The organism is Streptomyces sp. NPDC030809 (assembly GCF_055572195.1).
In genome coordinates, this window is sequence record NZ_JBVIDV010000011.1 from 143,719 (window position 1) to 155,960 (window position 12,242).

A 12,242-nucleotide genomic window follows, 5' to 3' on the forward strand; every position below is an offset into this window, starting at 1 on the left:
AGCCCCTCCGGCGTTTGAGGAGCGGGTCCGGGCAGAGCCCGGTGCCCGGCGGAGCCGGGTTGTCCCGGGGCTCCGCCCCGAACCCCGCTCCGCCGCTGCCCCGGCGCGGAACCTTGCAGCCTCGCCGAGGCGGAGCCCCCATCACGGAAAGCACCCTTGTCAGGAGGGTTGACTGAAAATTCAGTCAGTGTCACAGTCGGGGCACCGGTCGCCCTTCGACCGGTCCGCACGAAAGGCCGAAGCATGCCCCTGACCCCCACCGAACGCGATAGGCTGCTGCTCTACACGGCCGCCCAGCTGGCCCGGTCCCGCCGCGCCCGCGGCCTCCGGCTCAACGTGCCGGAGGCCACCGCGCTGATAGCCGACACGGTGTGCGAGGCCGCGCGGGACGGGCTGCACCTGGCCGACGCCCTGGAACGCGGCCGGCGCGTCCTCGGTCCCGAGGACGTGCTGCCCGGCGTCGCCGAGGTGGTCACCGAGATCCAGGTCGAGGCGGTCTTCGAGGACGGCACGCGGCTCGCCGTGATCAGCGCCCCGTTCGGGGAGGCGGTGGCGAACGACGAGGCCCCAGGGGCGGTCCTGCCGGGGCCGGAGGGCCCGGTGGTCGAGCCGGAGCTGTGGTTGGCGGTGCGGAACACGGCGACCGTGCCGGTGAGCGTGACCTCGCACTTCCACTTCTTCGAGGCGAATCCCCGGCTCGATTTCGACCGGGCTGCCGCCTATGGCATGCGGCTGTGCGTTCCGGCCGGTTCCTCGGTGCGCTTCGACCCGCTGGGCGAGGCCGAGGTGGGGCTGGTGCGGATCGGTGGCGACCGGGTCGCGATCGGTTTCGCGGGGTTGGTGGACGGCCCGCTGGATGCTCCGGGTGCGAAGGAAGAGGCCCTGCGCCGCGCGGCGGCCTGCGGGTACCTCGGTGTGGAGGAAGGACAGCGATGAGCAAGCCCACCAGGCACAGCGATCACTGCGCGCCGGGCAGCCGGCACATCGACCCGCGGGAGTACGCGGCGGTGTTCGGGCCGCGGGCGGGGGACCGGGTGCGGCTCGGGGACTCCGGGCTGACGGTGCGGGTGGAGTCGGATGCGCAGAAGCCGGGGGAGGAGTTCCTGGCCGGGTTCGGCAAGACGGCCCGGGACGGTCTGCACCTGAAGGCGGCGGCGGTCCGCGAGACCTGCGACGTGGTGATCAGCAACGTGCTGGTCATCGATGCGGTGCTCGGCATCCGGAAGGTGTCGATCGGCATCCGGGAAGGCCGGATCCACGCGATCGGCCGGGCCGGCAACCCCGACACCCTCGACGGCGTGGACGTGGTCGTCGGCACGGGGAGCACCATCATTTCCGGTGAAGGCCTGATCGCCACGGCCGGTGCGATCGACACGCACGTGCACCTCCTCTCGCCCCGCATCATGGAGGCCTCGCTCGCCGCCGGCGTCACCACGATCATCGGCCAGGAGATCGGGCCGAGCTGGGGCGTCGGGGTCAACTCCCCGTGGGCGCTGCGGCACGGCTTCGGTGCCTTCGACGCCTGGCCGGTCAACGTCGGTTTCCTGGCCCGGGGTTCCTCCTCCGATACGGCTCCCCTGGTGGAGGCCCTCGCCGAAGGCGGGGCGTGCGGTTTCAAGGTCCATGAGGACATGGGTGCGCACACCCGTGCGCTGGACACGGCGCTGCGGGTGGCGGAGGAGTACGACGTGCAGGTGGCGCTGCACAGTGACGGGTTGAACGAGTGCCTGTCGGTGGAGGACACCCTGCGGGTGCTGGAAGGGCGGACCATCCACGCGTTCCACATCGAGGGCTGCGGCGGCGGGCACGTGCCGAACGTGCTGAAGATGGCCGGTGTCCCCAACGTCATCGGCTCCTCGACCAATCCCACCCTGCCGTTCGGCCGTGACGCGGTCGCCGAGCACTACGGCATGATCGTCTCGGTCCACGACCTCAAGCCGGACCTCCCCGGCGATGCCGCGATGGCCCGCGACCGGATCCGGGCGGGGACCATGGGCGCCGAGGACGTGCTGCACGACCTGGGGGCGATCGGCATCACCTCCTCCGATGCGCAGGGCATGGGCCGGGCGGGCGAGACCGTACGCCGTACGTTCGCGATGGCGGCCAAGATGAAGGCCGAGCTGGGCCCGCTGGAGGGCGACGGCGAGGGCGACGACAACGCCCGGGTGCTGCGCTACATGGCCAAGCTGACGATCAACCCGGCCATCGCCCACGGCCTGGCCCACGAGATCGGCTCCCTGGAGGTCGGCAAGCTCGCCGACATCGTGCTGTGGCGCCCGCAGTTCTTCGGCGCCAAGCCCCAGCTCGTCCTGAAGTCCGGCTTCCCCGCCTACGGAGTCACCGGCGACCCCAACGCCGCCACCGACACCTGCGAACCCCTCGTCCTCGGCCCCCTGTTCGGCGCCCACGGCGCCGCCCCCGCCGAACTGTCGGTGGCCTTCGTCAGCGGAGCCGCCGCCGAGGCCGGCGCTCCCTTCGGCGGCCCGCACGGCCTGCCGGCCACCCGGCGCCGGCGCGTGGCCGTACGCAACACCCGCGGGATCGGCCCGGCGGACATGGTGCGCAACGCCCGCCTCGGCAAGGTCGACGTCGATCCGCGCAGCGGCCTGGTCACCCTCGACGGGGAGCCGATGCGCTCCGAGCCGGCGCAGTCGGTGTCCCTGAGCCGCCTGTACTTCCTGTAACCCCCGGCCCCGACACTCGCTCGTCCTCATCCACCAGCCCTGCCGCTGCACTGCATGCCCCTGCACTGCCATCTGACTGAAAATTCAGTCAGACCAGAAGAAGAGAGACCGTGATGACTGCCTTCCGCATGCCCGCCGAATGGTCCGAGCACGAGGGGTGCCTGATGGCCTGGCCCACCCGCGAGGACTTGTGGGGGAGCGTGCTCGACGAGGTCAAGGAGGAGTACGCGAACGTCGCCCGCGCCATCTCCGAGTTCGAGCCCGTGACCGTGGTCGCGCCCCCCGGCCACGGCGAGGACGCCCGCACCCGGTGCGGCGGCCAGGGGATCACCGTGGTCGAGCTGCCGCTCGACGACTCCTGGTTCCGCGACTCCGCCCCGCTCTTCGTGCTCGACGGCGACGGCAACCGCGCCGGAGTGGACTTCCGCTTCAACGCCTGGGGCGGCAAGCACCACCCGTACGACGCGGACGACCGGATCAGCGCCCTCCTGCTGGAGCACCTCGGCACCGAGCGCATCCCCTCGGACATGATCCTGGAAGGGGGCGCGATCACGGTCGACGGCGAGGGCACCCTGATCACCACCGAGCAGTGCCTGCTCCACCCCAACCGCAACCCCGGCCTCTCCCGCGAGGAGATCGAGGCCGAGCTGAAGTCCCGCCTCGGCATCGAGAAGGTCATCTGGCTCCCGTACGGCGGCCTGCTCGACACGGAGACCGACGGGCACGTGGACGGGGTCTGCGCCTTCGCCGCCCCCGGCACGGTCGTCGTCTCCCTCCCGGAGGACCCGGCCCACCCCGACTACGCCCGGATGCGCGCCAACCGCGCGGTGCTGGAGGCCACCCGGGACGCCCGCGGCCGCCGGCTGGACATCGTCGACGTCCCCCAGACCGCGTTCGTCGACACGGCCGACGGCGAGATCGAGGTGTCCTACCTCAACTACTACGTCGCCAACGGCGGGGTGGTCGTCCCGGTCGCCGGGGTCCCGCAGGACGAGGCCGCCCTCGCGGTGATCGCCACGGCCCACCCCGGCCGCAAGGTCGTCGGCGTCCGGGCGGTCGGGATCGCGTTCGGCGGCGGCGGGGTCCACTGCATCACCCAGCAGGTCCCGGCGGCCCGGCCGGCTGCGCGCCCCACCGCGTAACCCCCCTCCGCGGCCCGGTGCTGCGACCGGTGAGGGTCGCCGGTTCGCACGAGCCGCCTCCCGTACGCCTCCCGCCTGCTCGCGGGGGCCGGCCCCCACGGCCCGCCGGCCCCGCCGCCGGCCCCCACCCGCCTTCCGCACGGAAAGTGAGCCCCACCATGAGCACAACCCGGCCCCCGGGCGGCAGACCGCCCCGCCGCCGTCCCGGCTGGATCCCCGCCTCGGGCGCAACCACGGCGGTCCTGACGGCCGCCTGCCTCCTCCTCACGGCCTGCTCGGGCCCGCCCGGGGGCGGGGCCGCGGGCGCCGGAACGGGCTTCCGCCTCTCCGCCTCCACGCCCCCGGCCCGCGGGGAGATCGACTCCTTCACCTGGGCCCTGTACGCCGAACCGCCCACCCTCGACTACACGATGGCCTTCGACTACCCGCAGAACACCATCCTGTCCAACGTCTGCGAAAGCCTCATGCGCTGGACGCCGGAGCTCACCCTCGAACCGGGCCTGGCCCGCAAGGCATCCAACCCCGACCCCACCACCTGGGTGTACGACCTGCGCCCAGGGGTCCGCTTCCACAACGGCGCGGAGCTGACCGCCGAGGACGTGGTGTACAGCCTCCGCCGCCAGATGGACCCCGACAACGCGGCCGCCTGGGCCCAGGTCTTCCAGAACGTCGCCTCCCTCACCCGGACCGGTCCCCTCCAGGTCACCGTCAAGCTCAGGAAGCCCGACTCCCAGTTCCCCCAGTACATGGCCACCGCCGCGGGGGTCGTCGCCTCCAAGGCCGGCATCGTCGCCGCCGGCAGCCGCTACGGCACCACCGGCGACCTCGCCTGCACCGGCCCGTTCAAGCTCGGCGCCTGGCACAAGGGCCAATCCGTCGAACTGGAGCGCTTCGAGGACTACCGCGGCCCCGGCCCGGACCCCGGCGCCGGCCGGGCCAAGGCCAAGAAGGCCGTGTTCCGCTTCATGACCGACCCCTCGGCCCGCACCAACGCCATGCTCAGCGGAGAGGTGGACGGCGGCTACCTCATCCCCACCGAGAGCTACGCCCGGCTGCGCGCCGGCGGGGTCGGCACCCTCTACTTCGGCGAGGGCCTCAGCACCGTCAACGTCAACATCACCGACATGCGCGGCCCCCTCGGCGACGTCCGCGTGCGCCGCGCCCTGTCCCTGGCCCTGGACCGCTCCGGGTTCGTGAGGGCCGGACTCGCGGGGGCCGGCCGCGTCACCAACTCGCCCACCACCCGCGCCGCCTGGGCCGCCGCCCCCGACAGCGTCCGCAAGGCCGCCTTCGCGGGACTGCCGCCCACCGGCCGCGACCTCGCCAAGGCCAGGCAGCTGATCGAGGAGGCCGGGGCCACCGGCAAGACCCTGACCGTGGCCACCAGCTCCATCGGCCAGGACGTCTCCCTGCTCGCCACCGCCGTACAGGCCGCGGGCACGCAGATCGGCCTGGACATCCGGCTCAAGACCATCGCGCCCAACGCCTTCACCGCGCTGTTCACCGATCCCCGCGCCCGCGAGGGCATCGACATGTTCCCGCTCACCTACTACGACTCCATCACCGACCCGCTCGACCTGCTCGCCAACTTCAAGACCGGCGCGTACATGAACTTCGCCGGCTACAGCGACAAGCAGTACGACTCCCTCGTCGAGCAGGCGTCCGCCCTCTACCCGGCGGACCGGCGGATGGCCGTGGCCGCCCGGCTCCAGCAGCACGCCGCCGGACAGCTGCTGTGGATCCCGGTGGCCGAGTGGCCCACCGCCGTGTTCCTCAACAAGAGGATCACCGGCGCCCCCACCACGATCTCGTACATGTACCAGCCGTGGGCCGCGGCCGTGGGGGCGCCGCGGTGAGCTTCCTCGGATTCGCCCTGAGGCGGACGGCGGAGATGGCCGCCACCCTCCTCGGCGCCTCGTTCCTCGTCTTCGGCGCCCTGTACCTCGCGCCGGGCAGCCCCGCGAGCTTCCTGCTCTCCGGCCGATCCGCCTCTCCCGAGGCCCTCGCCGCCGTCAACGCCCGCCACCACCTGGACGACCCCTTCCTCGTCCGCTACCTGCGCTGGCTCGGCGACATGCTCCACGGAGACTTCGGAGAGTCGATCACCTACCGCACCGACGTGTCCCGCCTGCTCGCCGACCGGCTCCCCACCACCCTCGTGCTCATCGGGCTGGCCCTCGCGGCGGTCCTGGCCGTCGGCCTGGTGCTCGGCCTGCTCTCCGCGGTCCGCGGCGGGGCCACCGACTCGGCGGTGCTCGTCCTGACCACCACCGCCGTCGGCACCCCCTCCTTCGTGGCCGCCGTGCTGCTCCAGGGGCTGTTCGCGGTGAAACTCGGCTGGTTCCCCAGCAGCGGCACCGGCGACGGCAGCCTCGGCGACCTGCTGCTGCACCTGACCCTGCCGGCCGTCGCCCTCGCCCTCTACCTCATCGGCATGCTGGCCCGGGTCACCCGCTCCGCCATGCTCGAAGCCCTCGACAGCGAGCACGTCACCGTCGCCCGCAGCCGCGGAGTCCCCGAACACCACGTCATCCGCCGCCACGTGTTCCGCAACTCGCTCGGCACCGTCCTGACCACCAGCGGCCTGGTCGTCTCCACCCTCCTCGTCTGCACCGTCCTCGTGGAGACCGCCTTCGGCATCGGGGGAGTGGGCCAGCTCCTCGAACTGTCCACCACCACGAAGGACTTCCCGACCGTGCAGGCCGTCTCCCTCGTCATCGTCGCCCTGTTCATGGCCGTGAACCTGGTCGTCGACCTCCTGCTGCCCCTGGTCGATCCGCGGACCACCCTCGGCGAGCGGAGGGCCGCCGCATGACAGCCACCCTCACCCGCCGGCCCGGCCTGGCCCGGATCCGCGCCGCCGGCTCCCCGCTCCACCTCGCCTGCCTGGCCTTCGTCGCCCTCGTCACGGCCGCCGCCGTCCTCGCCCCCTGGGCCGCCCCGTACGACCCCAACGCGGTGGACCTCGGCAACGCCCTCGCCGGCCCCTCCGCGGACCACCTCCTCGGGGCCGACACCGCAGGCCGCGACACCCTCTCCCGGCTCCTGACCGGCGCCCGCACCTCCCTGCTCGGCCCGCTCGGCGTCGTGGTCTTCTCCACCCTCGCCGGGGTGGCCGTCGGCACCGCCGCCGCCTGGCGGGGCGGCCGGCTCGACTCCGTCCTGTCCCGCAGCACGGAACTCGTGTTCGCCTTCCCCGGCATGCTGCTGGCCATCCTCGTCATCTCCGTGTACGGCGAAGGACTGCTCGCCCCCGTCCTCGCCCTCGCCCTGGCCTACCTCCCCTACGTCAGCCGCCTGACCCGCTCCCTGGTCCTGGCCGAGCGGGCCCGCCCGTACGTCACCGCCTACCAGGTCCAAGGCCACTCGGCCGCGTACATCTGCCTGCGCCACGTCCTCCCCCACGTGGCCCCCGTGGTCCTCGCCCAGTCAGCCGTCAACTTCGGCTACGCGCTGATGGACCTGGCCGGCCTCTCCTTCCTGGGGCTCGGCGTACCCGCGCTCACCCCCGACTGGGGCCGGATGGTCTTCGACGGACAGACCGCCGTCCAGTCCGGCTACCCGCTCTCCGCGGTCCTGCCCTGCCTCGCCGTCGTGCTGACCGTGGTCGCCTTCAACGTGGCCGGAGAACGCTGGGCCGACCGCGTCGCCCGGAGGACCCCATGACACCGCTGCCCGCCCTGGACATCCAAGGCCTCAGGATCACCCTGCCCGGCACCGCCCGCCCGGTCCTCGACGGCATCGACCTGCACGTCGCCGCCGGCGAGACCGTCGCCCTCGTCGGCGAATCCGGCTCCGGCAAGACCCTCACCTCCCGCAGCGCCCTGCGCCTGCTGCCACTCGGCGCCGAGGTCGAGGGCGCCGTCCGGGTCCAGGGCCGGGACCTGCTCACCATGGCCCCCGCAGAGCTGCGGGCCGTGCGCACCCGCACCGTCGCCATGGTCTTCCAGGACCCCCGCGCCGCCGTCAACCCCCTGCGGCGCATGGGGGACTTCCTCACCGAGAGCGTACGGCTCACCGGGACCATGACCCGGGCCGAGGCAGCGGCGCGGGCCGCCGAACTCCTCCGGGCCGTGGGCCTCGACGAGACCGTCCTACCCAAGTACCCCGGCCAGGTCTCCGGCGGCATGCTCCAACGCGTGGTGATCGCGGCCGCGTTGATGGGCGATCCGGCCCTGCTGCTCGCCGACGAGCCCACCACCGCCCTCGACGTCACCTCCCAGGCCGAGGTCATCGCCCTGCTCGCCGCCCTGCGCCGCCGTTTCGGCACCGGGCTGCTCTTCGTCACCCACGACCTGGACCTCGCCGCCGCCATCAGCGACCGCGTGTACGTGATGTACGCCGGCCGGATCGCCGAATCCGGCCCGGCGCGGCGGCTGTTCGGGCGGCCCCGGCACCCCTACACGGCGGCCCTGCTCGCCTCCACCCCGCGCCTGGACGCACCCGGGGGCAGACTCACCGCCATCGACGGCCGGCCCCCCGACCTGCGCCGGGAGCTCCACGGCTGCGCCTTCGCGGCCCGGTGCGCCTTCGCCACCGAGATCTGCGACCGGGAGGTCCCGCAGCCGGAGCCCGTCCCCGGAGCACCGGACCACCAGGCCGCCTGCCACCACGGCGACCGCCTCGAAGGGAGCCGCGGCCGTGCCTGAGCCCGTACTCGAAGCAGTCGGACTGCACCGGTCGTTCGGCGGCCTGCGGGCCGTGGACGACGTGTCCTTCGCCCTTCCCGAGGGCGGCTCCCTCGGCATCGTCGGCGGCTCCGGCTCCGGGAAGACCACCACCGCCCGCATCGTGGTCGGTCTCGAACGGGCGGACGCGGGAGCCGTGTTGGTACGGGGACGGCCCCGCGGCGGATCCGGCGCCAAGGGCGGGGCCGGAGCCGGGCGCCGCGGCCGGGCCGGGCGGCTGGCCCGGGCCCGCGAGGTCCAGATGGTCTTCCAGGACCCCTACCTCTCCCTCGACCCGAGGACCAGCGTCGAAGCGGCGCTCCGGGAGACGCTGCGCCTGCACTTCCCTGGCACCGACCACGGCCGCCGGACGCGCGAACTCCTCGACCAGGTGGGTCTGGGCACCCGCGCCGCCGAGGCCAGGCCGCGGGAGCTGTCCGGCGGGCAGCGGCAGCGGGTCGCCATCGCCCGCGCCCTCGCCGTCGAGCCCGCCGTCCTCGTGCTCGACGAGGCGGTCGCCGCCCTCGACGTCTCCGTACAGGCGCAGATCCTCAACCTGCTCGCCGACATCCGCGAACAGACCCGCATCGCCTACCTGTTCATCACCCACGACCTCGGCGTGGTGCGGTGCGTCACCGACGAGGTCGTCGTCATGCGCCAGGGCCGCATCGTCGAGGCCGGCGCCACCGCCGAGGTGCTCGACGCACCACGGCACCCCTACACACGGCTCCTCCTGGAGTCCGTGCCCCGCCCCGGCTGGGACCCGGAGGCGATCGCCGCCGCCCGGCGGACGGCGTAGCGGAACACACGGAACGCACGAAAAAGCGCACGGCACCAGCGAATCGAATAGGAGAAGAGAATGGATGCTCGTTCTGCGGACCGCCCCTCGGGCGGCGGTCTCGGCCGGCGCGGCTTCCTCGCGGCGGCCGGGCTCACCGCCGCCGGCGCCGCCCTGGCCGCGGCCGAGGGCCGGGCCCGCGCCGCCTCCCGGATACGCCGCTCCGCGGCCGCGGGCGCCTTCCAGGTGCCGAACGAGGAGGCGCGCCACACCCGCACGTGGATGGCCTGGCCCGACAGCACCGCGATCTGGTCCGGCAAACTGGGCGGGGTCCAGGCCGACATCGCGCTGATCGCCCGTACGGTCGCGAAGTACGAGCCCGTCGTGATGTGCGCCAACCCCGCGAGCGCCTCGAAGGCCCGGTCGATGTGCGGACCGTCGGTCACCGTCATCACCTCGGTCCCGGTGGACGACTGCTGGATGCGCGACACCGGACCCGTCTTCCGCACCGACGGCTCGGGCGGACTGGACGCGGTGGGGCTGAACTTCAACGGCTGGGGCGGCAAGCAGACCTGCACCCGGGACGCCCTGGCCGCGGAGCGGATCGCCGCGTATGCCGGCGTGCCGTTCACGTACGCCGACCTGGTCGGCGAGGGCGGTGCGGTCGAACAGGACGGCGCGGGCACGCTCATGGCCACCCGCAGCAGTCTCGTCAACCGCAACCGGAACCCCGGGATGTCGGAGGCGCAGATCACGGCCGCGCTGCTCGACGCCTACGGGGCGTCCAAGGTGATCTGGTTCGACGGCGTGTACGGGCAGGACATCACCGACGACCACGTCGACGCCACCTCGCGGTTCCTCACCCCCGGCCGGGCGGTGGTCCAGATGCCGCTGTCCACCGACACCGACGCCTTCGCGAAGGACGCCCGCAAGCAGTACCAGGTCCTGTCCGCGGCCACGACCGCCACCGGCGCGGCCATGTCCGTGACCCGGCTCCAGGGCCCCGACTACTACAAGATCCGGTCCACCAACCGGAACTTCCTCGCCTCCTACGCCAACTACTACCTCTGCAACGGCGCAGTGATCTCTGCGCAGTTCGGGGACACGGCCGCCGACCGGGCGGCCCGGGCCACCCTGGCCGGCCTCTACCCCGACCGCGTGATCGAACAGCTCGACATCGACCGCCTGGGCACGGGCGGCGGCGGCATCCACTGCGTCACCCAGCAGCAGCCCGTCGCCTGACGGGGACCCGGGCCCCGGGCCCGGTGCAGAAAGGGCTCCGGCCGGGCAGCGCGAGCGCACTGCCCGGCCGGTTCTTTTCGAACGCGTCCGAATCCCATCGAAGGTCGAACTAAACCCCGAGCCCGACAAGATCACTGTATCGAGGTAAAGAACAGGCTTCCCAAGGTCAACTGGGCGAACCGGCCGTTACTGTTCCTCGTGATCTGGAGGGATTACGGAACGTTCACCCTCCTTCTTCCTCTTTTCCGGTGATGTGCAGAAATGCGCGTCTCTGCAGTGACCAAGGAGAGCCCGCCGCATGACCGTAGAGACCAGCCCCGAGGCGCTTCCCGACGCGCCTCGGCAGGCCAGCCTGGCGACGGCAGCCGCACGCAACCTTGCCTCCACGACCAAGTCCGCCCCGCAGATGCAGGAGATCACCTCCCGCTGGCTGCTGCGGACGCTCCCCTGGGTGGAGACCAAGGGCGGCACGTACCGGGTGAACCGCCGGCTGAGCTACACCGTCGGAGACGGGCGCATCGAGTTCGTCCAGGACGGCGCCGACGTCCGGGTGATCCCGCGCGAGCTCGGCGAACTCGCCCTGCTCAGCGGGTTCGAGGACGAGGAAGTGCTGATCGCCCTCGCGAACCGCTGCGTCCAGCGCGACTTCCGGGCCGGCGAGGTCCTGGCCGAACGGGGCACCCCGGCCGAGCAGATCCACCTCATCGCCCACGGCCGCATCAATCAGTCCGCCCCCGGCAAGTACGGCGGCCAGGTGGCCGTGGCCGTCCTCGCCGACGGCGACCGCTACGGCGAGAACTCCCTGCTGGACGCCGACGCCACCTGGGACTACACCGCCACCGCGGAGACCCCCGGCACCCTCCTCACCCTGTCCCGCGCGGACTTCCAGGCGGTCCTGGCCACGGCGCCCGGACTCCGGTCCCACATCGAGCACTTCAGCTCCCTGCCCCTCCAGCGGCAGAACCGCCACGGCGAGGCCGAGATCGCCATGTCGGCGGGCCACACCGGCGAGCCCGAGCTCCCCGGCACCTTCGTCGACTACGAGCTCAACCCCCGCGAGTACGAACTCTCCATCGCCCAGACGGTGCTGAGGATCCACACCAGGGTCGCCGACCTCTACAACGGTCCGCACAACCAGACCGAGGAACAGCTCAGGCTCACCATCGAGGCGCTGCGCGAGCGCCAGGAGCACGAGCTCATCAACAACCGCGAGTTCGGCCTGCTCCACAACGCGGACTTCAAGCAGCGCATCCAGACCCACTCCGGCCCGCCCACCCCGGACGACCTGGACGAGCTGCTCTGCCGGCGCCGCGGGACCAAGTACTTCTTCGCCCACCCGAAGACCATCGCGGCGATCGGCCGCGAGTTCAACGCCCGCGGGCTCTACCCGACCCACGTGGACATGGGCGGCCAGCAGGTCCCGGCCTGGCGCGGGGTGCCGATCCTCCCGTGCAACAAGATCCCGATCTCCAAGGACAACACCAGCTCGATCCTCGCGATGCGCACCGGCGAGGACAACCAGGGCGTCATCGGACTCCGGCAGACCGGTCTCCCGGAGGAGTACGAGCCCGGCCTGTCCGTGCGGTTCATGGGCATCAGCGACCAGGCGATCATGTCCTACCTGGTCACGACCTACTACTCCGCCGCGATCCTGGTCCCCGACGCGCTCGGCGTACTGGAGAACGTACAGATCGCCCGCAGGCGCGACTGAGGGGACCCGCCCCGCCCC

The 12,242-nt window shown here is 72.6% G+C and carries 10 protein-coding genes; all 10 read left to right on the forward strand.

Annotated features, from left to right (window positions below):
* Positions 1-243 precede the first annotated feature (243 nt).
* The 10 genes from ureA (at position 244) to ACZ407_RS17020 (ending at position 12,224) form a co-directional block, all read left to right on the forward strand.
* Positions 244-936 carry an urease subunit gamma gene (gene ureA, locus ACZ407_RS16975; protein ID WP_468128862.1) on the forward strand — a complete coding sequence of 231 codons (693 nt, stop codon included), beginning with the start codon at positions 244-246 and terminating at the stop codon, positions 934-936.
* Positions 933-2,684: an urease subunit alpha gene (locus ACZ407_RS16980; protein ID WP_468128863.1), complete on the forward strand. Its 1,752-nt coding sequence runs from the start codon at positions 933-935 to the stop codon at positions 2,682-2,684. Before ureA ends, ACZ407_RS16980 begins: the two co-directional genes overlap by 4 nt.
* A gap of 113 nt (positions 2,685-2,797) precedes the next feature.
* Positions 2,798-3,826 (forward strand): agmatine deiminase family protein, encoded by a 1,029-nt coding sequence (locus ACZ407_RS16985; RefSeq protein ID WP_468128864.1) that lies wholly within the window; start codon positions 2,798-2,800, stop codon positions 3,824-3,826.
* 158 nt (positions 3,827-3,984) lie between these two features.
* The gene (locus tag ACZ407_RS16990; RefSeq protein ID WP_468128865.1) at positions 3,985-5,682 is read left to right on the forward strand and encodes an ABC transporter substrate-binding protein; all 1,698 of its coding nucleotides are present in this window, start codon (positions 3,985-3,987) and stop codon (positions 5,680-5,682) included.
* Entirely contained in the window at positions 5,679-6,641 is a 963-nt protein-coding gene (locus ACZ407_RS16995; protein WP_468128866.1) for an ABC transporter permease, read from the forward strand. Before ACZ407_RS16990 ends, ACZ407_RS16995 begins: the two co-directional genes overlap by 4 nt.
* A complete protein-coding gene (locus tag ACZ407_RS17000; RefSeq protein ID WP_468128867.1) occupies positions 6,638-7,492 on the forward strand; it encodes an ABC transporter permease in 855 nt (284 codons plus the stop codon). Before ACZ407_RS16995 ends, ACZ407_RS17000 begins: the two co-directional genes overlap by 4 nt.
* Complete coding sequence (locus ACZ407_RS17005; RefSeq protein WP_468128868.1) at positions 7,489-8,475, forward strand: ABC transporter ATP-binding protein; 987 nt, start codon at positions 7,489-7,491, stop codon at positions 8,473-8,475. Before ACZ407_RS17000 ends, ACZ407_RS17005 begins: the two co-directional genes overlap by 4 nt.
* Positions 8,468-9,292 carry an ABC transporter ATP-binding protein gene (locus ACZ407_RS17010; RefSeq protein ID WP_468128869.1) on the forward strand — a complete coding sequence of 275 codons (825 nt, stop codon included), beginning with the start codon at positions 8,468-8,470 and terminating at the stop codon, positions 9,290-9,292. The genes ACZ407_RS17005 and ACZ407_RS17010 overlap by 8 nt, the downstream gene beginning before the upstream one ends.
* Before the next feature lie 60 nt (positions 9,293-9,352).
* Positions 9,353-10,513: an agmatine deiminase family protein gene (locus ACZ407_RS17015; protein WP_468128870.1), complete on the forward strand. Its 1,161-nt coding sequence runs from the start codon at positions 9,353-9,355 to the stop codon at positions 10,511-10,513.
* Between the two features lie 298 nt (positions 10,514-10,811).
* Positions 10,812-12,224: a family 2B encapsulin nanocompartment shell protein gene (locus tag ACZ407_RS17020; RefSeq protein WP_468128871.1), complete on the forward strand. Its 1,413-nt coding sequence runs from the start codon at positions 10,812-10,814 to the stop codon at positions 12,222-12,224.
* Positions 12,225-12,242: the final 18 nt, after the last annotated feature.

Coding starts and splice junctions, on each gene's coding strand:
- ureA (WP_468128862.1), top strand. CDS start 244: ATGCCCCTGACCCCCACCGAACGCGATAGGCTGCTGCTCTACACGGCC.
- ACZ407_RS16980 (WP_468128863.1), top strand. CDS start 933: ATGAGCAAGCCCACCAGGCACAGCGATCACTGCGCGCCGGGCAGCCGG.
- ACZ407_RS16985 (WP_468128864.1), top strand. CDS start 2,798: ATGACTGCCTTCCGCATGCCCGCCGAATGGTCCGAGCACGAGGGGTGC.
- ACZ407_RS16990 (WP_468128865.1), top strand. CDS start 3,985: ATGAGCACAACCCGGCCCCCGGGCGGCAGACCGCCCCGCCGCCGTCCC.
- ACZ407_RS17000 (WP_468128867.1), top strand. CDS start 6,638: ATGACAGCCACCCTCACCCGCCGGCCCGGCCTGGCCCGGATCCGCGCC.
- ACZ407_RS17005 (WP_468128868.1), top strand. CDS start 7,489: ATGACACCGCTGCCCGCCCTGGACATCCAAGGCCTCAGGATCACCCTG.
- ACZ407_RS17015 (WP_468128870.1), top strand. CDS start 9,353: ATGGATGCTCGTTCTGCGGACCGCCCCTCGGGCGGCGGTCTCGGCCGG.
- ACZ407_RS17020 (WP_468128871.1), top strand. CDS start 10,812: ATGACCGTAGAGACCAGCCCCGAGGCGCTTCCCGACGCGCCTCGGCAG.